Annotated in this window: 20 protein-coding genes; 18 read left to right on the top strand and 2 right to left on the bottom strand. The window is 43.4% G+C overall.

What is annotated here, in order from left to right:
- The first annotated feature begins 10 nt into the window (after nucleotides 1-10).
- From DXB15_RS11055 to DXB15_RS11015, 9 genes are all read left to right on the top strand, one after another.
- A complete protein-coding gene (locus DXB15_RS11055; protein WP_118702992.1) occupies nucleotides 11-889 on the top strand; it encodes a metallophosphoesterase in 879 nt (292 codons plus the stop codon).
- A gap of 382 nt (nucleotides 890-1,271) precedes the next feature.
- Nucleotides 1,272-2,129 carry an NAD(P)/FAD-dependent oxidoreductase gene (locus DXB15_RS11050; protein WP_118702991.1) on the top strand — a complete coding sequence of 286 codons (858 nt, stop codon included), beginning with the start codon at nucleotides 1,272-1,274 and terminating at the stop codon, nucleotides 2,127-2,129.
- Between the two features lie 508 nt (nucleotides 2,130-2,637).
- The gene (ychF, locus tag DXB15_RS11045; protein ID WP_109216311.1) at nucleotides 2,638-3,738 is read left to right on the top strand and encodes a redox-regulated ATPase YchF; all 1,101 of its coding nucleotides are present in this window, start codon (nucleotides 2,638-2,640) and stop codon (nucleotides 3,736-3,738) included.
- Between the two features lie 172 nt (nucleotides 3,739-3,910).
- On the top strand, nucleotides 3,911-4,165 hold the full coding sequence (locus tag DXB15_RS11040; RefSeq protein WP_109216312.1) for a YlmC/YmxH family sporulation protein: 255 nt from the start codon (nucleotides 3,911-3,913) through the stop codon (nucleotides 4,163-4,165).
- Nucleotides 4,166-4,191: 26 nt separating this feature from the next.
- Nucleotides 4,192-4,644 carry a transcriptional regulator NrdR gene (gene nrdR / locus DXB15_RS11035; protein WP_109216313.1) on the top strand — a complete coding sequence of 151 codons (453 nt, stop codon included), beginning with the start codon at nucleotides 4,192-4,194 and terminating at the stop codon, nucleotides 4,642-4,644.
- Nucleotides 4,645-4,736: 92 nt separating this feature from the next.
- Entirely contained in the window at nucleotides 4,737-5,273 is a 537-nt protein-coding gene (locus tag DXB15_RS11030; protein ID WP_118702990.1) for a YqeG family HAD IIIA-type phosphatase, read from the top strand.
- The gene (rpiB, locus tag DXB15_RS11025) at nucleotides 5,270-5,707 is read left to right on the top strand and encodes a ribose 5-phosphate isomerase B (RefSeq protein WP_109216315.1); all 438 of its coding nucleotides are present in this window, start codon (nucleotides 5,270-5,272) and stop codon (nucleotides 5,705-5,707) included. Before DXB15_RS11030 ends, rpiB begins: the two co-directional genes overlap by 4 nt.
- A gap of 121 nt (nucleotides 5,708-5,828) precedes the next feature.
- On the top strand, nucleotides 5,829-6,389 hold the full coding sequence (gene efp / locus DXB15_RS11020; RefSeq protein WP_109216316.1) for an elongation factor P: 561 nt from the start codon (nucleotides 5,829-5,831) through the stop codon (nucleotides 6,387-6,389).
- A 214-nt stretch (nucleotides 6,390-6,603) separates the two neighbouring features.
- Nucleotides 6,604-7,773, top strand: a complete 1,170-nt coding sequence (locus DXB15_RS11015; RefSeq protein WP_109216317.1) for a MalY/PatB family protein — start codon at nucleotides 6,604-6,606, stop codon at nucleotides 7,771-7,773.
- Between the two features lie 50 nt (nucleotides 7,774-7,823).
- On the opposite strand, the gene DXB15_RS11010 is transcribed toward DXB15_RS11015, so the two are convergent.
- Complete coding sequence (locus DXB15_RS11010; RefSeq protein WP_118702989.1) at nucleotides 7,824-9,179, bottom strand: polysaccharide biosynthesis protein; 1,356 nt, start codon at nucleotides 9,177-9,179, stop codon at nucleotides 7,824-7,826.
- A 73-nt stretch (nucleotides 9,180-9,252) separates the two neighbouring features.
- On the opposite strand from DXB15_RS11010, the gene DXB15_RS11005 reads away from it, so the two are divergent.
- Entirely contained in the window at nucleotides 9,253-10,416 is a 1,164-nt protein-coding gene (locus DXB15_RS11005; RefSeq protein ID WP_118702988.1) for a cysteine desulfurase family protein, read from the top strand.
- A 346-nt stretch (nucleotides 10,417-10,762) separates the two neighbouring features.
- On the opposite strand, the gene DXB15_RS11000 is transcribed toward DXB15_RS11005, so the two are convergent.
- Nucleotides 10,763-11,566, bottom strand: coding sequence for a histidinol-phosphatase HisJ family protein (locus DXB15_RS11000; RefSeq protein ID WP_118702987.1), 804 nt, complete (start codon nucleotides 11,564-11,566; stop codon nucleotides 10,763-10,765).
- A 443-nt stretch (nucleotides 11,567-12,009) separates the two neighbouring features.
- Between DXB15_RS11000 and gap the strand changes: the two genes are divergently transcribed.
- The 8 genes from gap (at nucleotide 12,010) to purB (ending at nucleotide 22,827) form a co-directional block, all read left to right on the top strand.
- Nucleotides 12,010-13,023: a type I glyceraldehyde-3-phosphate dehydrogenase gene (gene gap / locus DXB15_RS10995; protein WP_109216930.1), complete on the top strand. Its 1,014-nt coding sequence runs from the start codon at nucleotides 12,010-12,012 to the stop codon at nucleotides 13,021-13,023.
- A 114-nt stretch (nucleotides 13,024-13,137) separates the two neighbouring features.
- Nucleotides 13,138-14,349 (top strand): phosphoglycerate kinase, encoded by a 1,212-nt coding sequence (locus DXB15_RS10990; protein WP_118702986.1) that lies wholly within the window; start codon nucleotides 13,138-13,140, stop codon nucleotides 14,347-14,349.
- A 167-nt stretch (nucleotides 14,350-14,516) separates the two neighbouring features.
- The gene (gene tpiA / locus DXB15_RS10985; protein ID WP_109215681.1) at nucleotides 14,517-15,269 is read left to right on the top strand and encodes a triose-phosphate isomerase; all 753 of its coding nucleotides are present in this window, start codon (nucleotides 14,517-14,519) and stop codon (nucleotides 15,267-15,269) included.
- A gap of 154 nt (nucleotides 15,270-15,423) precedes the next feature.
- Complete coding sequence (gene gpmI / locus DXB15_RS10980) at nucleotides 15,424-16,968, top strand: 2,3-bisphosphoglycerate-independent phosphoglycerate mutase (protein WP_109215682.1); 1,545 nt, start codon at nucleotides 15,424-15,426, stop codon at nucleotides 16,966-16,968.
- A gap of 275 nt (nucleotides 16,969-17,243) precedes the next feature.
- Complete coding sequence (locus DXB15_RS10975) at nucleotides 17,244-18,572, top strand: MATE family efflux transporter (protein WP_118702985.1); 1,329 nt, start codon at nucleotides 17,244-17,246, stop codon at nucleotides 18,570-18,572.
- A 287-nt stretch (nucleotides 18,573-18,859) separates the two neighbouring features.
- On the top strand, nucleotides 18,860-19,741 hold the full coding sequence (locus DXB15_RS10970; protein ID WP_109215684.1) for a phosphoribosylaminoimidazolesuccinocarboxamide synthase: 882 nt from the start codon (nucleotides 18,860-18,862) through the stop codon (nucleotides 19,739-19,741).
- A gap of 28 nt (nucleotides 19,742-19,769) precedes the next feature.
- Nucleotides 19,770-21,218 (top strand): amidophosphoribosyltransferase, encoded by a 1,449-nt coding sequence (gene purF / locus DXB15_RS10965; RefSeq protein ID WP_118702984.1) that lies wholly within the window; start codon nucleotides 19,770-19,772, stop codon nucleotides 21,216-21,218.
- Between the two features lie 175 nt (nucleotides 21,219-21,393).
- Nucleotides 21,394-22,827: an adenylosuccinate lyase gene (gene purB / locus DXB15_RS10960; RefSeq protein WP_109215686.1), complete on the top strand. Its 1,434-nt coding sequence runs from the start codon at nucleotides 21,394-21,396 to the stop codon at nucleotides 22,825-22,827.
- The last annotated feature ends 156 nt before the right edge of the window (nucleotides 22,828-22,983 follow it).

Here is a 22,983-nt window from a genome sequence, read left to right as displayed (position 1 = left end):
AAAATAGAGGATGAAAAACAACAAGCAAAGCAAAACAATCACAACAACATACAATATCCCCACTCAACTTTCCGGCAGCGTACACATCGCCCTGATTTCCGATGTTCACGACCGCTGTCCAGATGCAGCACTTTCCATCCTGCATCAGCAGCAACCGGATCTGATCCTGGTTGCCGGTGACCTGATGGAACGCCATGATCCGGTCGTCAGTCCCTGGACGGTAGAGCAGATGGATGAATGGCAGGGAATCCCGCGCACCCGCACCTGGTTTTTCAATATTGTGCGAAAATTTGATGGTTCCGCATCATCCGGAGAACAAACGAAGCGTTGGAACAAGGCAAACGGTTATCGTTTTCTGGAAGAAGCGGTAAAAATTGCTCCGGTGGTGCTTGGTGTCGGCAATCATGAATGGTATCACACGGAAGAAGATTTGCAGTTTTTTAAAGATCATGGGGTGGTTTTTCTGGATAATCGGGATTGTGAACTGACGGTAAAAGGACAGAAACTTCTGATTGGTGGAATGTCCACCCGATATGATCTGGAATGGCTGGATCAATTTTCACAAAAAGACGGTGTGAAGATTCTGATCTGCCATCACCCGGATTATTATCCGAAATATATCAAAGACACGAATCGGAATACGTTTGCGTTGATCGTGGCAGGTCACGCTCATGGCGGACAGTGGCGTCTGTTCAGCAGAGGCGGAAGGAAACGTGGAATTCCGGTTTTTGCACCGGGACAGGGATTATTCCCACGCTATTCTTACGGTCAGTATGACAATATGATCGTCAGCGCAGGAGTTTCCAATACGGCGAATATTCCGCGTTTTGGGAATCCCTGTGAGGTGGTTATGATTCAGCTGGGTGGAAGTTCAAGCAATAATAAATGATGGGAAAAAATAAGAAGCCATCAGAGTGCCAGATAACAAAAAACTTGCGCCTGTATAGGTGCCGGGTAACAAGAATGCGAAAAGCAGTCTGGAAGGAGATACGGTGCATTCTGGGGATACCGTGACGCTTTCCATGCGGCGCGACCATCTGCTGTGTGGGATACATCGGAAAAGTAGGAATGCATCAGACAGATAAGGAAATTATAAAAATGATACTGAAATAAGCATTTATGGTTTATAATAAATAAAGATGTTGAAATAAATGTTTGTAGATGATAATAGGTGAAAAACTTGAAACAAAATATTTATGATTTATAAATAAACGAAGATACCGAAATACAATGTTCGTGATATAGGAAAGAAATACGGAGGTACAGAAAAAATGTACGATTGCATTATTATCGGAACCGGTCCGGCAGGCTTATCTGCAGCACTGAACCTGAAAACATACAAAAAAAGTTTTGTGTGGTTTGGTTCCAAAAGCTTAAGTGATAAAGTGCGGAAAGCGGAAAAAATCACAAATTATCCCGGATTTCCGGAGTTAACTGGACAGGAACTGTTTGCACATTTTGAGGATCATATACAGTCAGCAGGTCTGGAGATTACAGAAAAGACAGTAACCAATGTCATGTCAGCGGGAAATTATTACATGGTGTTGGCGGACAATGAAATTTACGAAGCAAAAACGCTGATTCTTGCCATGGGTGTCATGACGGCAAAACTGTTAAAAGGTGAGGATGAGCTGCTTGGCAGAGGTGTCAGCTATTGTGCTACCTGTGATGGTATGTTTTATAAAGATAAGGAGATTGCAGTATTATGCAACGATCCGAAATACGAGCATGAGGTAGAATATCTGGCAGATCTGGCAGCAAAAGTAACGTATTTTCCGCTGTTTTCCGACAGTCAGGTGAAAAAAGAGAACGTTACGATTTCCAAAGACTTTCCAGTGGAAGTAAACGGCATTGACCGGGTGACAGGACTTACCTTAAAAAGCGGTGAAATTTTGAGCGTGGATGGTGTTTTCTGTCTGCGTAATGCGATCGCACTATCAAAACTGATTCCGGAATTGGAAATTGAGAACGGGCATATTGTGGTGGATCGTGCGCAGAAAACAAATCTGCCGGGCTGTTTTGCAGCAGGAGACTGCACCGGCCGTCCATATCAGTATACGAAAGCCGTGGGCGAAGGAAATGTGGCAGCACATAGCTGTATCAGCTATCTTGCTGAAATAGCTGAGTAAAATGGATCGGATAGTATAGTCAATCCATGCTATTTATGGAATCAATTTTTGCTGCGTTTATTTACACATTCTCCAACTACCATGGGAAAAGGGATAAAACTTGCGATTATGTATTTAAAAAGTAAATAAGGTGTGCTATAATATTAGGCTGTGATAGACTCTTCTGAGTTTTTACAGCCTTTTTATTTCATCTCAGTCTGAGATGAGACTCCCACTTCTGCAAGTGGTGAGTAGTAACAAGTATTTCTCAGTGGGAGTTCAATCTCCGACTGAGATAAATGCTCCGCGAGGATGTGCAGTGATTCTGAAAAGAAGATGTCAGCTTGCGCTGAACAGAATCACGCACCAAGTCTCACGTGCGTTCGACTTGAAAGAAAATCAAGGCAGATAATAGCCTGAACACATGGAGAAAACAAGATAAGATGTTATTTTTCATGGACTCAGTATTATTTAAGAAAGAAAGTATACCCCTGTTATATCGGGGAATTAAAAAGGAGAGATAGAAGATATGAAATTAGGAATCGTGGGACTTCCGAATGTCGGAAAAAGTACCCTGTTCAATTCACTGACAAAAGCCGGCGCTGAGTCAGCCAACTATCCGTTCTGTACCATCGACCCGAATGTCGGTGTCGTTGCAGTACCGGATGAGCGCTTGAAATTACTTGGAGATATGTACAATTCCAAAAAAGTAACACCGGCTGTTATCGAATTCGTAGATATCGCAGGTCTTGTAAAAGGTGCCAGCAAAGGTGAGGGACTTGGAAACCAGTTCCTTGCAAATATCCGTGAAGTAGATGCCATCGTTCACGTAGTACGTTGTTTTGAAGATCCAAATGTAGTCCATGTAGACGGAAGCGTAGATCCGGCAAGAGACATTGAGACCATCAACTTAGAGCTGATCTTCTCCGATATTGAGATCTTGGATCGTCGTATTGCAAAAACAACAAAAGGCGCAAGAATGGACAAAAAACTTGCAAAAGAGCTGGAGCTGTTACAGAAGATCAAAGCACATCTGGAAGACGGCAAACTTGCAAAGACTTTTGAAGTAGGCGATGATGAGGATGATCAGGAATGGTTCGCTTCTTACAATCTTCTGACTGCAAAACCGGTTATTTACGCAGCAAACGTTTCAGAGGATGATCTGGCAGACGACGGCGCAAACAATCCGCATGTAGCGAATGTGCGCAAACTTGCAGCTGAGGAAGGTTCTGAGGTATTTGTCATCTGTGCACAGATCGAGCAGGAAATCGCAGAGCTGGATGACGATGAGAAAGCAATGTTCTTAGAGGATCTTGGACTGAAGCAGTCCGGTCTGGAAAAACTGATCAAGGCAAGCTACAGCTTACTTGGACTCTTAAGCTACCTGACCGCAGGTGAGGATGAGACCCGTGCATGGACCATCAAAAAAGGAACAAAAGCACCGCAGGCAGCAGGAAAGATCCATACCGATTTCGAGCGTGGATTTATCCGTGCAGAGGTTGTAAACTACAAAGACCTGCTTGAGTGCGGTTCACTGGCAGCAGCCCGTGAAAAAGGTCTGGTAGGACTGGAAGGAAAAGAGTACGTAGTTCAGGACGGCGATGTTATCCTGTTCCGTTTCAACGTATAATATGAAATATTTGATGTGAGTGACAAAAGCGTAGCAGAAATATTCTTCGCTTACATCTTATAAGTAAAAATGTTGGAAACATTTTTAAATAACGTATGGATATATGAAAAATGCACTTCCTTTTTCAATCTGAATAAAATATAAAGAAACAGAGAGTAAAGGAAAGTGTACCATGCGTTTATGTGAATTTTCAAGGAAAGAGGTAATCAACGCCTCTGACTGCAGATGTCTGGGAAATGTCTGTGATCTGGAGTTTGATGAATGCAGCGGACAGATATGTGCAATGATCATAAAGGGACCTCCGAAGTGGTTTCATCTGGTGGGATGTGACACGGAATATGTCATAGACTGGAAAAAAATTGTTCGGATCGGACCGGATGTAATACTGGTAGATATATGTGCGGAGAAATGCCTGCACAAACTATAAAGAATAGGTACGGAGGAAAAAGAGCGATGAAATGCCCTTACTGCAGCAGTGATAACACACGTGTCATTGATTCCAGACCAGCGGAGGACAACTGTTCCATCCGCCGCAGAAGACTTTGTGATGACTGCTCAAAACGTTTTACAACTTATGAAAAAGTGGAGACGATTCCGCTGATCATTATCAAAAAAGATAACACCAGAGAGCAGTATAACCGTTCCAAAATTGAGGACGGCGTGCTCAGAGCCTGTCATAAACGCCCGGTATCTGTCAACCAGATCAATCAACTCATCGACGATGTGGAGACGGAAATCTTCAATATGGAAGAAAAAGAGATCCCAAGCAGCGTGATCGGCGAATTGGTGATGGATAAACTGAAAGATTTAGAGGCAGTAGCTTATGTGAGATTCGCATCTGTATACAGGGAGTTTAAAGATGTGAATACTTTTGTGGAAGAACTGAAGAAAGTTCTGGACAAATAAGTATATCCGGTATGAGTAGTATCATATCAGATGTAAGTAACGAAATGATATCAGTGGCGGGATCTGATCTGCCAACTGAACGGAGGTAACCTATGTTTCAAAAATTTTATCCGGATCTGTATATTTCATCTACATATGAAATTGATTTTGACCGGTTGTACCGGGACGGATACCGGGGACTGATTTTTGATATTGATAATACCCTGGTGACACATGGTGCACCGGCGAATGAGAAGGCAAAAAAACTGTTTGCCCATCTGCATGAGCTTGGATTTGCGACTTGCCTGATCTCCAACAATCAGGAACCCAGAGTAAAACCGTTTGCGGACGCTGTGCAGTCAATGTATATTTACGATGCACACAAACCGTCCACAAAAAACTATGAAAAAGCAATGGAACGGATGCACACCGATAAGAAGAACACGATTTTTATCGGTGATCAGATGTTTACCGATGTTTTCGGAGCCAATCGAACCGGAATCCCATCGATCATGGTGAAAAAGATTCACTGGAAAGAGGAGATCCAGATTGTCTTAAAGCGCAGACTGGAGGCAATTGTTCTGATCAGTTACCGTAACTATAGAAAAACACACAGGAGTATTTTTGAAAATCGGGAGGAAGAAAAATGAAACTTGTAATTGGAAACGATCATGCAGCAGTAGAACTGAAAAATGAGATCAAAGCATATCTGGAAGAGAAAGGTCACGAAGTGATCAATATCGGAACCGACACACATGACAGCTGCAACTATCCGGAGTACGGCGAGAAAGCCGGACGTATGGTAGCAGCAGGCGAAGTGGACGGCGGTGTGCTGATCTGTGGAACCGGCGTTGGTATCTCCATCGCAGCAAATAAAGTAAAAGGCGTTCGCGCAGCAGTTTGTTCTGAGCCTGTTACCGCACGTCTTGTCAAAGAGCACAACAATGCAAATATCATTGCATTCGGTGCAAGAATTGTTGGAAGCGAGACTGCAAAAGCAATCGTTGATGCATGGTTAAATGCAGAGTTTCAGGGAGGACGTCATCAGACAAGAATCGATATGATTCATAAAATTGAGGAATAGTCCATAAAAAGGTTGAAAAATCGCGGTTTTTCATATAGAATAGAGAGAAGTAATAATTACCATTCGTTTGTGGTAATAGAAGAAAAGACCGAAGGTCTTAACATACAAGGAGGATTTTTTAATGGCAAACGCAGGAAAGGTAATCGGAAAAGGTGTTACAATCGAGCTGGAAGGCAACGTTTACAGAGTAGATGATTTCCAGCACGTAAAACCTGGAAAAGGCGCAGCTTTCATTAGAACAAGATTAAAAAATATTAAAACAGGCGGAGTTGTAGAGAAAACTTTCCGTCCGACAGAGGATGTAGAGACAGCACACGTTGACAGATCTGAGAAACAGTATCTGTATAATGACGGTGATTTATACTACTTCATGGATACAGAGACATATGATCAGATCGCTCTGAGCACAGATGCAATCGGTGATGCTCTGAAATTCGTAAAAGAGAACGAAGCAGTTACAATGCTTGCTCACAACGGAGATATCTTCGCAGTTGAGCCGCCAATGTTCGTTGAACTTGTGATCACAGAGACAGAGCCAGGCTTCAAAGGCGATACAGCTACAGGCGCTACAAAACCTGCTACAGTTGAGACAGGTGCTACTGTATATGTTCCGTTATTCGTAAACGAAGGCGATGTAATCAAAATTGATACAAGAACAGGTGAGTACTTATCACGAGTATAAGAATTAGCAATCGGTATAGCGAACTGGTTCTTATGAATTATGAGTAAGTAATGAGCGGATTACGAATTACCGCTATGATACTACTTGTAATGAACTAAATGAAGTGTAATGCGGGGCAGACGTTTTGTCTGTTCCGTTTTCCGTTTAAGCGAAACATATTCGAACTTTTCAGGCTTTGAAAATACTGCCTGTGAGTTGAAATTAGGAGAAAAACATGAAATACGATTTTGACAGAATGGTAAACCGTTATGGTACAGATTGCTACAAATGGGACATGATCACAAAACGAAAATTAGATCCGAATACCTTACCGCTCTGGGTAGCGGACATGGATTTTGAGACCGTTCCGGAAGTAAAAGAACGCTTAAAAGAAGTGGCAGACCGCGGTATTTACGGTTATTCCATGTTGGGAGACGGTTATTATGACGCATTGAAAAACTGGTTTTCCACACGATTTAACTGGCAGATTGAAAATGACTGGGTGATTGCAACTCCGGGGGTGGTATTTGCACTGGCAGCAGCAGTTCGCGCCTACACAAAAGAGGGAGACAGCGTCATGATCCAGCGTCCGGTTTATCATCCGTTTACAAATGTGGTAAAAGAAAACGGACGCAAATTAGTCAATAATCCACTGGTGCTGGAAAATGGAAAATACCATATGGATTACGAAGATATGGAACAAAAGATTACAGAAGAACAGGTAAAACTGTTCCTGCTCTGCAGTCCACACAATCCGGTGTCCCGCGTATGGACAAAAGAAGAACTGTGCAAGACTGCTGAAATCTGCAAAAAACACAATGTTATCATGATCGTGGATGAGATCCACTGTGATTTTGTTTATGAGGGATATCATCACACTAGCTTTGGCACACTGAGCGAATATGCAGACAATGCCGTGATCTGTACTGCACCGAGTAAAACCTTCAACCTGGCGGAATTACAGCTTTCCAATATCATGATTCCAAACCCGGAATTAAGAAAAACATTCCAGGCAGAGATGAATAAAGTATTTTATTCCGATGCAAACCTGTTCGGACAAGTATCCTGTCAGGCAGCCTACGAGCACGGTGCGCAGTGGTTGGATGAATTACTGGTATATCTGCAGGGTAATATCACATACATCCGTGATTATCTGGCAGAGCATTTACCGAAGATTCATTTGATTGAACCAGAGGGAACCTATCTGCTCTGGATGGATTTCCGGGAGTATGGACTTTCACCGGAAGCATTAAATGCCCAAATTTTAAAAGATGCAAGAATCTGGTTTAACGAAGGTTCCATGTTCGGACCGGAGGGCGCAGGCTTTATGCGAATTAATATTGCAAGCCCGCGCGGTATGATCATTGAGACGATGGAGCGCCTGGGTGAAGTTTTTGGAGAATAGTGTATTCTGCACAGATTTCACATACGTTCGATTGAAATGCAGGAAGCTGGTTATGCAGATTGCTTCGGGAGTTTGGGTGTCTTACGCAGGCTGATAAGTGCCAGACCGGAGATCAAAATCTGACTGGCAAGCATACCCCATAGATAGGCAGACAGACCGATCCGTGGAATACCAACAAAAATAAAGCCAATGCGGAGTATGGCTCCGGACAAGTTGATCAGCATTGTGAGTGTCGGTTTCCCAAGACCATGCAGAATGCTGCACAGCGTAGTTGCGAGGAACAGAAACGGACAGATCCAGCTTAAAGTCCGGACATAAAGTCCTGCCAAAGCATTGTGGAACAGGTGAATGCCGATCCAGTTTCCGCCGAGCAGAAAACCGAGAGTACACAGCAGTCCAAGGATAACACACAATTGTGTCGTCTTCTGGACTGCTTTTTTGATCAGATCCATGCGGTTGCGGCTGTTTGCTTCCGAAATGGCAGGCAGCAGCATAACGGACAGGGAATTGCTCAGCACGCAGGGAAACAGGATGGTGGAAAAAACCATACCAGTCAGAATACCGTAAACGCTTAAGGAATCACTGTTTGTGTAACCAAAATCCCGCAGTTTCATCGGTATCAGGATCGCTTCCGCACTTTGACAGATGCTTAACAAAATACGGTTGCAGGTGAGTGGTAATGTCATGGTGCACAGCTCCCGCAGAACCTGCAGATAGGATCGAGATTCCGGCGGAAGCGAAAGAGAGGCTTGCGTCGGATTTTTTTCGTGTGAAAAAAGTAACATCGTAACGGAATAGAGCGCAGCGGTCACTTCCCCGAACAGAATACCCCAGACCGCAATTTCGGGAGAAGGCAGGTTTCCCTGTTCTGTCAGGATCTGTATGAGCAGCCAGACACCTGCCACACGGATCAATTGTTCCAGAAGCTGTGAAATAGAAGGAATCGCAGCTTTCTTTTTGCCAAAATAATAGCCATTGATACAGGAATGAATACAGGCAAAAGGCAGGGAAAACGTCATCAGACGAAGCAGAGATACGGTACGTGCATCTTCCAGCAAAACAGAGCCGATCCATGGTGCGTATGTCTGCACAAATGCGATACAGATACCGGAGAGCAGCAAAGAAAGAACCAGTCCGGTCACAAGATAGCGTCTGGCCTGCTGTTCAATCTGACATTGGGCGCAGTACCGGGAAATCGCGGTCTGTATGCCGGCAGCTGAAACCGCGATGATCAGGGCGAATACCGGAAAAATTAGCTGATAAATACCCAGACCTTCTGCACCGATCGTACGTGACAGGAATATTTTATAATAAAAACCGATGATCCTGCTTAAAATTCCGGTCAGTGTCAGAAGTAGTGTGCCGGAAATGAGATTATTTTTGAGTGTATTTGTATGTAAAACCATAGAAATTAATTGTTTTTTTTATATCATATGCAAAAGGGTTGTTGGTCAGAACCGGAAGGAAAGGGAGACTCTCATGAAGCGATTGGTTTATCTGGATAATGCAGCAACCACACAGCCTTTTCCGGAAGTGCTGGATGCCATGATTCCTTATTACAGCAGATATTACGGAAATCCTTCGTCTGGCTATGAACTGGGGGAGGAGAGCAAACGCGCAATGTCTTTGACACGAAAGTGGATCGCAGATACCCTGCAGGTTGCACCGGAAACGATTTATTTTACGTCTGGAGGAACCGAGTCGGATAACTGGGCACTTATGTTTGCGGTGAGTGCCAGCAAAAAGCGTGCGCCACATATCATAACGACTGCAATCGAGCATCATGCGATTTTAAATACATGCAAAAATCTGGAAAAAAGCGGCGTCCGTGTGACCTATCTGCCGGTAAACAGAAATGGAATTGTTTTGCCGGAACACGTTGAGCGGGCAATCCGTCCGGATACCGTCCTAATTTCTGTGATGTATGCCAACAATGAGATTGGAAGTATCCAGCCAATCCGCGAAATTGCAGAAATCGCGCATCGAAGGAAGGTGCTGTTTCATACCGATGCTGTGCAGGCATACGGGCAGATCCCGATTCTGGTCAAAGAAGAAGGGATTGACCTGCTTTCTGCCAGCGGACATAAATTTAACGGTCCGAAAGGAACCGGTTTTTTGTATGCACGTCAGGGACTGAAGCTGCAGCCAATGATCCACGGTGGAGGACAGGAGCGGAAAATGCGCTCCGGAACAGAAAATGTGCCCGGAATCGTTGGTATTGGAATGGCAGCACGCTGTTCTGCTGAGATTCTGGAAAAAAAGATGCGCTATGAGAAAAGACTGCAAAACTATCTGATCGACCGGATTTTAACTGAAATCCCGGAAAGTTGTCTCAATGGTTCCCGGACAAAACGTCTGCCCAACAATATCAATATCAGTATTGCAGGAATTAACGGACCGGCGGTGGTTGCGCTGCTGGATCTGGAAGGAATCTGTGCATCTTCCGCTTCGGCATGTTCTGCGGGAATACAGAAAGCGTCTCATGTGCAGCTTGCGATTGGAAAAAGTGAACAGCAGGCGTATGAGGCGATACGTTTTACGCTTGGGGTTCATAATACACGCGAGGAACTTGACTATACCGTTGATGTATTGAAACAATGTGTGAAAAGATTACGGGAATCTTCGGGGTGCCACGAAGTTTAAAATGCGTGATTTGAAAAATGTAGAAATCGGCGAATCCTTCTGTGGCAAGCGGTTCAGTAAGTGACTGAGTTTTGCAAGTTTTGCGCGAACGGGAAACGACCAGCTTTTATTGGAGTTGGAAGTGAGCGCGATAAAACCGAAGCAAAACGAAGGTAACGAACGGTTAGCTGGCACAGAAGGATTCGCCGATTTCTCTTTAAAATATCAGATGGGAGCTAATCCCCCATCTGATATAGCCTCCGGCAGGATTACAGAGGTGCGCAGTTGAAGTATGTCATGCAATTGCATGACGCGCACCTCGCAACAAGAATGCCGGAGCATTCTTAAATAAATTTGACCCGAAAACTTAGCAAATCAGAATAAATTCCGGTTTCCGTTTCGTGAAGACGGTAAAATAATCGAATCCGGCAGCTTTCAGAATTCCCGGTATTTTTTCGAAATCCCAGGCAATCTGATCCGGAGCATGTCCATCTGCACCGACGGTAATGATTTCTCCGCCAAGTTCCCGATAACGGTGCAGGATTTCTTCTGTAGGATTTGGATGACCGAGCCCGTATTTGAAGCCTGCCATGTTCAATTCAATGCCTTTTCCACGTGCAACCAGCTGTCGCAAAATTTCATCGATCACATCTTTGAATTTTTTATAAGTATAGTCAGCATTTTTATTTGGACCGTAACGTACCACATAATCAATGTGTCCGTATACATCAAATTCATCAAATGCAGCAATATTTTCCAGAATTGATTCAAAATATTCTCGGTAAGCAGCAGTCTCCGTGCGGCCTTCATAATAAACAGGATAATACGGATCAATGCCGTGTACAACGTGAGAAGATCCGATTACAAAATCAAAATCCTCTGTCTGTAACAAATCGTGATGTTTTTTTGCCAGATGTGGCTGCAGTCCGAGTTCGATTCCATAGTTGATCGTCAGAACATCGGAAAAGTCTGACTGCAGTTTATGAATTTCTTTGCTGTACTGATCAAAATCAATGATGAATAAATCCGGATCATCCGGGTAATCATAATCAAGGTGATCGGTAATGCAGATTCCGGAGAGATTTTTTGCAACGGCAGCGCGTGCCATGGCAGAAGAATCCGCTTCACTGTCTCCGGAAAAGTGAGTGTGCATATGTGTATCCCAAAGCATGAAAATAGCTCCTTTCAATGACTGTATTTTATATCTTGCATAATACAAAACGCTCTGAATCGCGCAGCTACGCGACTCCTGGGAATATGATAAACACTAAAAAGGTTTTTTGTCAATCCAATACGTGCATTTTGAATAGGAAAAATGGCTAAAAATGTAAAAAAAGAAAAAAGTTTTGTGCATATCTTACAAAAACAAAAAAAAAATATAGATATTTGCTATAAAAACAAGTAAATATCCAATTGGTAAGCTTGTACATTTTGCTAAAAAAAGAAGAAAAATGCTATGAGTTGGTGAAAAAATTAACAAACTTAAAATAAGCGCAGGAAAAGTATTGAAAAAATCATAGTTATTCGTTAAAATATAGTCAGATTGGATGAGATATCCAAAATAACTCACCGGCATTGATCCGGATACATTTTAATTCTAGGAGGAATGAAAAAATGGCAGTAAAAGTAGCAATTAATGGATTTGGACGTATTGGACGTCTTGCATTCAGACAGATGTTTGGCGCAGAGGGATATGATATCGTTGCAATCAACGATCTGACAAGCCCGAAAATGCTTGCTTACTTATTAAAATATGACTCTTCTCAGGGTAAATATGCAAAAGCTGAAACAGTTTCTGCAAGCGAAGATTCAATCACAGTAGATGGTAAAGAGATCAAAATCTACAAAGAGCCAGACGCAAATAATTGCCCATGGGGAGAATTAGACGTAGACGTAGTATTAGAGTGTTCCGGATTCTATACATCCAAAGAAAAAGCACAGGCTCATATCAATGCAGGTGCTAAAAAAGTTGTTATTTCCGCTCCGGCAGGAAATGATCTTCCTACAATCGTTTACAATGTAAACCATGATACATTAACAAAAGATGATACAATCATCTCCGCAGCTTCCTGTACAACAAACTGTCTTGCACCTATGACGAAAGCATTAAATGACCTTGTACCGATCAAATCCGGTATCATGTGCACAATCCATGCTTACACAGGTGATCAGATGACACTTGACGGACCGCAGAGAAAAGGCGACTTAAGAAGAAGCCGTGCTGCAGCAGTTAATATTGTTCCGAACAGCACAGGTGCTGCAAAAGCAATTGGTCTGGTTATTCCGGAGTTATCCGGTAAATTAATCGGTGCTGCACAGCGTGTTCCAACCCCAACAGGTTCTACAACAATCTTAAACGCAGTAGTAGAAGGAAACGTAACAGTTGACGAGATCAACGCAGCTATGAAAGCAGCAGCTAACGAGTCCTATGGTTACAATGAAGACCTGATCGTATCTTCTGACATCGTTGGTATGACATATGGTTCTTTATTCGATGCTTCTCAGACAATGGTTCTTCCGTTAGACAACGGTACAACTCAGGTACAGGTTGTTTCCTGGTATGACAATGAGAACAGCTACACAAGCCAGATGGTTCGTACAATCAAATACTTCGCAGAGTTAGCATAATCGGCACTCTATAAAGTATAACAAAGACTCACTGCAGGGTCCGGTCTTTTGGACCGGATCCTGTTTTTGATTTGCACTTGCAAAAATGAAAAACAGGATTAAGGAGACAATATCATGGGATTAAATAAAAAAACAGTAGATGATATTAATGTAAAAGGACTCAGAGTTCTTTGCAGATGCGATTTCAACGTACCGTTAAAAGATGGCAAGATCACAGACGAGAACCGTCTTGTAGCAGCTCTTCCGACCATCAAAAAACTGATCGCTGACGGCGGCAAAGTAATTCTTTGCTCTCACCTTGGTAAAGTAAAAACTGAAGAAGATAAAAAGACAAAAACTCTTGCACCGGTTGCAGCACGTTTATCCGAGCTGTTAGGACAGGAAGTAAAATTTGCAGCTGATCCGGAAGTTGTAGGACCGAACGCAAAAGCTGCTGTAGAAGCTATGAAAGACGGCGATGTGATCCTTCTTGAGAATACACGTTTCAGACCGGAAGAGACAAAGAACGGAGAGGCTTTCTCCAAAGATCTTGCGTCCATCTGTGATGTATTCGTAAACGATGCATTTGGTACTGCTCACAGAGCACATTGCTCCAACGTAGGCGTTGCAGGTCTGGTTGACACAGCTGTTGTTGGTTACTTAATGCAGAAAGAGATTGATTTCCTTGGAAACGCAGTAAACAATCCGGAGAGACCGTTCGTAGCAATCCTTGGCGGTGCAAAAGTAGCAGATAAATTAAATGTAATCTCCAACCTGCTTGAAAAATGCGATACTCTGATCATCGGTGGTGGTATGGCATTCACATTCCTGAAAGCAAAAGGATATGAAGTAGGAAAATCCTTAGTAGATGATACAAAGATCGATTACTGCAAAGAAATGATGGAAAAAGCTGAGAAACTTGGCAAGAAATTACTTCTTCCGGTTGATACAACCATCGCAGCAGGTTTCCCGGATCCAATCGATGCAGAAATCGAAGTAGAAGTAGTTCCGTCTGATGCAATTCCGGCAGACAAAGAAGGTCTTGATATCGGAACAAAGACAGCTGAGTTATATGCAGATGCAGTAAAATCCGCAAAAACAGTTGTATGGAACGGACCGATGGGTGTATTCGAGAACCCGATCCTTGCAAAAGGTACCATCGCAGTTGCAAAATCCCTTGCAGAGACAGACGCTACAACAATCATCGGTGGTGGTGATTCCGCAGCAGCTGTAAACCAGCTTGGATTTGGTGACAAGATGACTCATATTTCTACTGGTGGTGGAGCTTCTCTGGAATTCCTTGAAGGAAAAGAGTTACCAGGCGTAGCAGCAGCAAACGACAAATAAAAATCCCATATATGAAATAATTGCTTCGTTAGATGAGACTTGACGTACTTTTTTGTGTACGCCTGCGTCTCATCTGCCTTGCACTGATTCCATATCTGAAATTTTTGGAAAATTATATACAAATCAGAAAAATATGTATTGAAATGGATGTAAGGAGAAAAGATAAAATGGCTAGAAAGAAAATTATTGCAGGTAACTGGAAAATGAATAAAACACCGAGCGAGGCAGTTGCTCTGGTGAACGAGTTAAAACCGTTAGTAGCTAACGAGGATGTTGATGTAGTATTCTGTGTACCGGCAATCGACATCATCCCGGCTATGGAAGCTGCAAAAGGCAGCAATATCTGCATCGGTGCTGAGAACATGTATTTTGAGGAGAGCGGAGCTTACACAGGCGAGATTTCCCCGAACATGTTAGTAGATGCTGGTGTAAAATATGTTGTCCTTGGACATTCTGAGAGACGTGAGTATTTTGCAGAGACAGATGAGACTGTAAACAAAAAAGTTCTGAAAGCTTTCGAGCATGGCATTACACCGATCATCTGCTGTGGCGAGACTCTGACACAGAGAAAACAGGGTATCTACCTTGACTGGATCCGTATGCAGATCAAGATTGCATTCCAGAACGTAACTGCAGATCAGGCAAAAACAGCAGTAATCGCTTACGAGCCAATCTGGGCAATCGGAACAGGTGAGACAGCTACTTCTGATCAGGCAGAGGAAGTATGCGGCGCGATCCGTGCATGCATCGCTGAAGTTTATGATGAGGCTACTGCAGAAGCAATCCGCATCCAGTATGGCGGATCTGTAAACGCAGGAAACGCAGCAGAGTTATTTGCAAAACCGGACATCGATGGTGGTCTGGTAGGCGGCGCTTCTCTGAAAGCTGACTTCGGCAAAATCGTTAACTACAATAAATAAAAAACATTAACAATGCTTTAACAATTCAGAGCCATCCGCAAGTCCGTTTGGCTCTGAATTTATCTCAAACTAAATTGGTGTTTCTGCTCATATGAAGAAGTTTTGAAAATGACTTTTTGACGGGGACAACGATACAGATATTTTGGAGGAAAACATGAGTAAAAGACCAGTCGTATTAATGGTTTTAGATGGATATGGCTTAAATGACAATCCGGAAGGAAATGCTATCGCAATGGCAAAAACTCCGGTAATGGACAGCCTGATGAAAGACTATCCGTTTGTAAAAGGTGCCGCATCTGGTCTGGCAGTTGGTCTGCCGGATGGTCAGATGGGAAATTCTGAGGTTGGACATATGAACATCGGCGCAGGCCGTATCATTTATCAGGATCTGACCAGAATCACAAAAGCAATCGAAGATGGCGATTTCTTTGAAAACAAAGGATTGCTGACAGCGATTGAAAACTGCAAGAAAAACAATTCTGACCTGCATCTATGGGGACTGTTATCCGATGGTGGCGTACACAGTCACATCACACATCTGTACGGTCTTCTTGAGATGGCAAAAAAACATGGTCTGACAAACGTATATGTACATGCATTTTTAGACGGTCGTGATACACCGCCAGCTTCCGGAAAAGATTATATCGAGCAGCTGGAAGCAAAAATGCAGGAAATCGGCGTAGGTAAGATCGCGTCTATTTCCGGTCGTTACTATGCAATGGATCGTGATAACAACTGGGATCGTATCCAGAAAGCATACGATTCTTTAGTATCCGGAACAGGTGTACAGGCAACTGATGCAGTAAAAGCAATGGAAGCTTCTTATGCAGACGGCGTAACAGATGAGTTTGTACTTCCGACGGTTATCACAGATGAAGCAGGAAAACCGGTTTCTGTTGTAAAAGAGAATGATTCCGTTATTTTCTTCAACTTCCGTCCGGACCGTGCACGCGAGATCACCAGAGCATTCTGTGACGATGCATTTACCGGATTTGAGCGTCCGTTCATTCCGCTGACCTATGTATGCTTCAAAGATTACGATGAGACAATCCCGAACAAGATTATTGCATTCGAGAAAGAATCCATCAAAAATACATTCGGTGAGTTCCTTGCTGCACAGGGCAAAAAACAGCTCCGTCTGGCAGAGACAGAGAAATACGCACACGTTACTTTCTTCTTCAACGGTGGCGTAGAGGAGCCGAACGTAGATGAGGCACGTCTGTTAGTTGCATCTCCGAAAGATGTTGCAACTTATGATCTGAAACCGGAAATGAGTGCTCCGGAAGTAGGTATGGATCTGGTAGAAGCAATCAAATCCGACAAATACGATGTGATCATCATCAACTTCGCGAACCCGGATATGGTAGGTCATACCGGTGTGATCCCGGCAGCGGTTGCAGCTGTAGAGCGTGTGGACAGCCTGGTAGGCGATGCTGTACAGGCTGTCAAAGACGTAGACGGAATCCTGTTTATCTGTGCTGACCACGGAAATGCAGAGCAGATGATCGATTATACAACCGGCAACCCACATACTGCCCATACAACTAACCCGGTACCGTTTATTCTGGTAAATGCAGATCCGTCTTACGGACTGGCAGAGGGTGGATGTCTGGCAGATATCGCTCCGACACTGATCGAGCTGATGGGCTTGACTCAGCCTCAGGAGATGACCGGTCACAGTTTATTAACTAAGAAATAAGATGTGGATTTTCTTCCCTTTCTGATTCAAATATAACGTATGTAAGAATTGAATCAGGAAGTATCACTGGTAAAGTGAGCTTTTTTCGCCACACAACAGTTATTCTAATTGTTGTGTGGCTTTTTCTATGTATATTTACTTGAAAAGAAATTATTGATTTAAATGGGTACGGTTCAGACAGATAAGTTCAAGAATGCCGGAGCATTCTTGAACAGATATGAATAAATATAAGTAACAAGGCAATACCAGCTTTGTGATAGGAGGAGTATAAGTAATTGAACGAGACATTTATGAAGGAAAAACCGATTTTTCCGCTGTTGCTATCGATGTCCCTTCCGATGGTCATCTCCATGGCGGTAAATTCGCTTTACAACATTGTAGACAGTTATTTTGTGGCAAAGATCAGTGAGAATGCTATGACGGCACTTTCACTGGTGTTTCCAATCCAGAACTTTATCAATGCAGTAGCCATTGGTTTTGGTGTCGGAATCAATGCCATGATCGCCCAGCATCTTGGTGCAGGAAGAAGGGACAAAGCAGACGAGGCGCTGACACAGGGTATGGTGCTATCGGTCATTCATGGAATTATTATGATGATTTTGTGCATCGTTGGAATTCCATACTTTTTGAAATTATTTACCACAGACGCAAATGTGATTGCGCTTGGTGTGCGTTACGCGACCATCGCATTTTCGTTTTCCATTATTATCACGGTAAATCTGACCTTGGAAAAAATGTATCAGGCGATCGGAAATATGAATATTACCATGGTATGTCTGCTGATCGGCTGTGGATTGAATATTTTACTGGATCCGATGATCATTTTTGGCATCGGATCGTTCCCGCAACTTGGTATTGCGGGAGCAGCGCTGGCAACCGGAGTAGGACAGTGTGTGCCAGTGGTGATTTATCTGATTGTGTATGTGAAAAAACCAAAGAGAGTCGCATTCCGTCGGGAATATATACATCTGACAAAACCGGTTGTGACACAGTTATACGGCATTGGTGTGCCTGCTATTTTAAATATGGCGCTGACTTCCGTGCTGACCACGGCATTAAATGCGATTTTGGCAGTATTTTCTCAGACCTATGTGCTGGTGCTTGGTATTTATTACAAATTGCAGACCTTTTTATACATGCCGGCGAACGGAATCATTCAGGGTATGCGTCCGCTGATTGGCTACAATTACGGAGCCGGAGAGCATAAGCGTGTGAATCAGCTTTATCGACTGACACTGATCATGAACGTCTGCATTATGGCAGTTGGTATGATTCTGTGCCTGACAATCCCGGGAAAACTAATGGGAGCATTTGCGGAAAATCCGGAGACTGTTCAGGTGGGTATCACGGCATTACACATTATCTGCTTTGGATTTGTGGTTTCCGCAGTATCTGTTACTGGATGCGGTGCGTTGGAAGGACTGGGAAAAGGCGTACCGTCCTTGTTGATTTCGTTATCCAGATATGTGGTGCTGATCATTCCGCTGGCATTTATTTTCAGCCGGTTCTGGGGAGCAGTTGGTGTATGGCATGCTTTCTGGGTGGCAGAAGCATTGACAGCTATATTTGCAGCAATCATCTATCAACGCAGTGTAAGAGAGTAGTACATAGAAGCAGAGCGAAAACTATATATAAGTATAACTAATTAGCAAGAAAAAATATACAAAAATACTTATAAATAGAGCTGGATTTTCTACACTCACTTTTCCAATCTGCGGTCATTGTCGATTGACGAATGTTTTTCGAATGTATTATACTTAAATTACATTGCGAAAGTTTTATTTATAAATGTGTTCCGTTTTATTTGGAAAATCTATTTATGGATAAAATGTTTTGCAGGACATACAGAAACTAAATAAGTACAATACAGAGAAAAGGGGAATCAATCGCTATGAGTATTCAGACATTCAAACCGGTGAAAGAAGGAAAAGTACGTGAGGTTTATGATATTGGTGACAGCCTGATCATTACCGCCACAGACAGAATTTCTGCTTTTGATGTAATTTTAAAAAATAAAGTTGAGAAAAAAGGTACTATTCTGACAAAAATGTCAGAGTTCTGGTTCGATTTTACAAAAGATATTTTACCGAACCATATGATTTCTACTGATGTAAAAGATATGCCGGAGTTTTTCCAGAATGAGAGATTTGATGGAAACAGCATGAAATGTAAGAAACTTGAGATGCTTCCGGTAGAATGTATTGTACGTGGATATATTACAGGAAGCGGCTGGGCAAGCTACTGCGAGAACGGTACTGTCTGCGGCATCAAGCTTCCGGAAGGATTAAAAGAGTCCGAGAAACTTCCTGAGCCGATCTACACACCATCCACAAAAGCTGAGATCGGTGATCATGATGAGAACGTAAGCTTTGAGCAGACAGTCATCAATCTGGAGAAAATCTATCCGGGCAAAGGACAGGAGTATGCGGAGAAACTGCGTGACTACACCATTGCACTTTACAAAAAATGTGCAGAGTACGCATTAAGCAAAGGTATCATCATCGCAGATACAAAATTTGAGTTTGGCCTGGATGAGAACGGAAATGTCATCCTTGGTGATGAGATGCTGACACCGGACAGCTCCCGTTTCTGGCCATTAGAGGGATACGAGGCAGGCAAAGGACAGCCATCTTATGACAAACAGTTTGTAAGAGACTGGTTAAAAGCAAACCCGGACAGCGATTATCTGCTTCCGGATGAAGTAATCGAAAAAACAGTGGATAAATACAAAGAGGCATATGAAGTGCTGACTGGAAAGAAATTCGAAGCATAAAACTGTGTAAGTTGGAGGGAAAAGATTCATGCTGGAAAACAAAATGGAACAGACCATGGCACAGGACGAATTACATGAGGAGTGTGGTGTCTTTGGTATCTATGATTTAGACGGACATGATGTGGCATCTAGCATTTATTATGGACTGTTCGCCCTGCAGCACCGTGGACAGGAGAGCTGCGGTATCGCGGTCAGCGAGACACAGGGACCGAAGGGAAAAGTATCCAGTTTCAAGGATATGGGGCTTGTAAATGAGGTGTTTAACGCAGAAAATCTGGAGCGTCTGAAAGGTGACATCGGCGTAGGACATGTGCGTTATTCTACTGCCGGAGCTTCCACCAGAGAAAATGCGCAGCCGCTGGTACTGAACTATGTCAAAGGTACACTGGCGCTGGCACACAACGGAAACCTGATCAATGCCAATGAACTGCGTCACGATCTGGAGTATACAGGTGCGATCTTCCAGACCACCATTGACTCTGAGGTTATCGCATACCATATCGCGAGAGAGCGTCTGAAAGTCGGCACCGTTGAGGAGGCCGTACAGCGCGCCGCTGCAAAAATGAAAGGTGCATATTCCATCGTTGTCATGAGCCCGCGAAAACTGATCGGCGCCCGTGATCCGTTTGGGTTTAAGCCATTATGTATTGGTAAACGCGATAATTCTTATATTATTACATCCGAGACTTGTGCTCTTGAGACTATCGGTGCAGAGTTCGTACGTGATGTAAAACCGGGAGAAGTCGTTACGATCAATGGTGAGGGAGAAATTTTTTCTGATATGACAAATGCCATTGATCCGTGCAAAGAAGGAAGGTGTATTTTTGAGTACATTTATTTCGCAAGAGCAGACAGTCACTTTGACGGTATCAGCGTTTACGATGCCAGAATCAAAGCCGGCAGATTCCTTGCACAGGATTCACCGGTAGAAGCAGATCTGGTTGTCGGTGTTCCGGAATCCGGAAATGCCGCAGCACTTGGTTATGCAATGGAATCCGGTATTCCATATGGTACCGCATTTGTCAAAAACAGCTACGTGGGACGTACGTTCATCAAGCCGAAACAGAGCAGCCGTGAGCAGAGTGTCCGCGTAAAATTAAATGTAGTAAAAGAGGCAGTTGCCGGAAAACGAATCATTATGATCGACGATTCCATCGTGCGTGGAACCACATCCGGACTGATCGTAAATATGCTGAAAGAAGCAGGTGCAAAAGAAGTACATGTGCGCATCAGTGCACCGCCATTCTTATGGCCATGTTATTTCGGAACCGATATTCCTGCCAGAGAGCAGCTGATTGCCTATAACCGTTCCATTGAGGATATCCGTGATCTCATCGGAGCAGATTCCCTTGGTTATCTGCGCATCGAGCGCCTGAAAGAGATGGTAAACGGTCTGCCGATCTGTGAGGGATGTTTCACAGGAACATACCCGTTAGCTCCGCCAACTGAAGATATTCGTGGCGAGTATGAGCGATAAACAGCAAACATTTTCAATTTGAGACGTTTGTTATTTTGAGTAAAAAAACTTGCATTAGAAGCATAAAACATACTATTATAATATAAGCATGTATACAGAAACTGGAGCAAATTGGAATGACTGAAGACCGTTGTTCCGTTTGCTACAGTTTTGCTTTTGTAAAGGAGAAAAAAATATGAGTACAGACAGATATACAAGTCCACTTTCCGAGCGTTATGCAAGCAAAGAAATGCAGTATATTTTTTCACCGGAGATGAAATTCCGTACCTGGAGACGTCTCTGGATCGCCCTTGCTGAGACTGAGAAAGAGCTTGGTTTGGACATTACACAGGAGCAGATCGACGAGCTGAAAGCACACAAAGATGACATTAACTTTGAAGTCGCAAAAGAGCGTGAAAAACTGGTGCGTCATGACGTTATGTCTCATGTATACGCATACGGTGTACAGTGCCCGAAAGCAAAAGGTATCATTCACCTTGGCGCAACCTCCTGCTACGTTGGTGACAACACAGATATCATTCTGATGTCTGAGGCTCTGAAATTAGTTCGTAAAAAACTGATCAACGTAATCGCAGAGCTTGCAAAATTTGCAGACCGCTATAAAAATCTGCCGACACTGGCATTTACACATTTTCAGCCAGCTCAGCCGACAACGGTTGGAAAACGTGCCACACTGTGGACACAGGAATTCCTGATGGATCTGGAAGACCTTGATTATGTGCTTGGTTCTCTGAAATTACTTGGTTCCAAAGGAACGACTGGTACACAGGCAAGTTTCTTAGAGTTGTTTGACGGAGATCAGGAGACCATTGACAAGATTGATCCGATGATCGCTGCAAAAATGGGATTCAAAGAGTGCTATCCGGTATCCGGACAGACTTATTCCCGAAAAGTAGATACAAGAGTATTAAATGTCGTTGCAGGAATCGCTGCAAGCGCACATAAAATGTCAAACGATATCCGTCTGCTTCAGCATCTGAAAGAAGTAGAAGAGCCATTTGAGAAAAATCAGATCGGATCATCCGCAATGGCATACAAGAGAAATCCGATGAGAAGTGAGCGTATTGCTTCTATTTCCAGATATGTGATGATCGACGCATTAAACCCGGCGATCACATCCGCAACACAGTGGTTTGAGCGTACACTGGATGATTCTGCAAACAAACGTCTGAGTGTAGCAGAAGGATTCCTTGCTATTGATGGCGTACTGGATCTGTGCCTGAACGTCGTAGACGGACTGGTTGTATATGACAAAGTAATCACAAAACATCTGATGAGCGAGCTGCCGTTCATGGCAACAGAGAACATCATGATGGATGCCGTAAAGAAAGGCGGAGACCGTCAGGAACTTCATGAGAAGATCCGTCAGCTTTCCATGCAGGCAGGTGCAAATGTAAAACAGAATGGTCTGGATAACAACCTGCTGGAGCTCATCGCAGCAGATGAGAGCTTTGGTCTGACACTGGAAGAACTGCAGGCAAATATGGATCCGTCCAAGTATGTGGGACGTGCTCCGCTGCAGGTAGATAACTTCCTGAAAAATCATGTAAATCCGGTTCTGGATGCAAACAAAGAAATTCTTGGAATGACCGCTGAAATCAACGTTTAAATTCTGTGTTCAAGTCGAACGCACGTGAGACTTGGTGCGTGATTCTGGTCAGCGCAAGCTGACATCTTCTTTTCAGAATCACTGCACATCCTCGCGGAGCATTTATCTCAGTCGGAGATTGAACTCCCACTGAGAAATACTTGTTACTACTCACCA

The sequence above is a fragment of the Roseburia sp. OM02-15 genome, assembly GCF_003481835.1.
Taxonomy (GTDB): domain Bacteria; phylum Bacillota; class Clostridia; order Lachnospirales; family Lachnospiraceae; genus Eubacterium_I; species Eubacterium_I ramulus_A.
The sequence above is the reverse complement of the archived record's forward strand: the minus strand, read 5'-3'. Positions and strand labels throughout refer to the sequence as shown.

Coding starts and splice junctions, on each gene's coding strand:
- DXB15_RS11055 (WP_118702992.1), top strand. CDS start 11: ATGAAAAACAACAAGCAAAGCAAAACAATCACAACAACATACAATATC.
- DXB15_RS11050 (WP_118702991.1), top strand. CDS start 1,272: ATGTACGATTGCATTATTATCGGAACCGGTCCGGCAGGCTTATCTGCA.
- ychF (WP_109216311.1), top strand. CDS start 2,638: ATGAAATTAGGAATCGTGGGACTTCCGAATGTCGGAAAAAGTACCCTG.
- DXB15_RS11040 (WP_109216312.1), top strand. CDS start 3,911: ATGCGTTTATGTGAATTTTCAAGGAAAGAGGTAATCAACGCCTCTGAC.
- nrdR (WP_109216313.1), top strand. CDS start 4,192: ATGAAATGCCCTTACTGCAGCAGTGATAACACACGTGTCATTGATTCC.
- DXB15_RS11030 (WP_118702990.1), top strand. CDS start 4,737: ATGTTTCAAAAATTTTATCCGGATCTGTATATTTCATCTACATATGAA.
- rpiB (WP_109216315.1), top strand. CDS start 5,270: ATGAAACTTGTAATTGGAAACGATCATGCAGCAGTAGAACTGAAAAAT.
- efp (WP_109216316.1), top strand. CDS start 5,829: ATGGCAAACGCAGGAAAGGTAATCGGAAAAGGTGTTACAATCGAGCTG.
- DXB15_RS11015 (WP_109216317.1), top strand. CDS start 6,604: ATGAAATACGATTTTGACAGAATGGTAAACCGTTATGGTACAGATTGC.
- DXB15_RS11010 (WP_118702989.1), bottom strand. CDS start 9,179: ATGGTTTTACATACAAATACACTCAAAAATAATCTCATTTCCGGCACA.
- DXB15_RS11005 (WP_118702988.1), top strand. CDS start 9,253: ATGAAGCGATTGGTTTATCTGGATAATGCAGCAACCACACAGCCTTTT.
- DXB15_RS11000 (WP_118702987.1), bottom strand. CDS start 11,566: ATGCTTTGGGATACACATATGCACACTCACTTTTCCGGAGACAGTGAA.
- gap (WP_109216930.1), top strand. CDS start 12,010: ATGGCAGTAAAAGTAGCAATTAATGGATTTGGACGTATTGGACGTCTT.
- DXB15_RS10990 (WP_118702986.1), top strand. CDS start 13,138: ATGGGATTAAATAAAAAAACAGTAGATGATATTAATGTAAAAGGACTC.
- tpiA (WP_109215681.1), top strand. CDS start 14,517: ATGGCTAGAAAGAAAATTATTGCAGGTAACTGGAAAATGAATAAAACA.
- gpmI (WP_109215682.1), top strand. CDS start 15,424: ATGAGTAAAAGACCAGTCGTATTAATGGTTTTAGATGGATATGGCTTA.
- DXB15_RS10970 (WP_109215684.1), top strand. CDS start 18,860: ATGAGTATTCAGACATTCAAACCGGTGAAAGAAGGAAAAGTACGTGAG.
- purF (WP_118702984.1), top strand. CDS start 19,770: ATGCTGGAAAACAAAATGGAACAGACCATGGCACAGGACGAATTACAT.
- purB (WP_109215686.1), top strand. CDS start 21,394: ATGAGTACAGACAGATATACAAGTCCACTTTCCGAGCGTTATGCAAGC.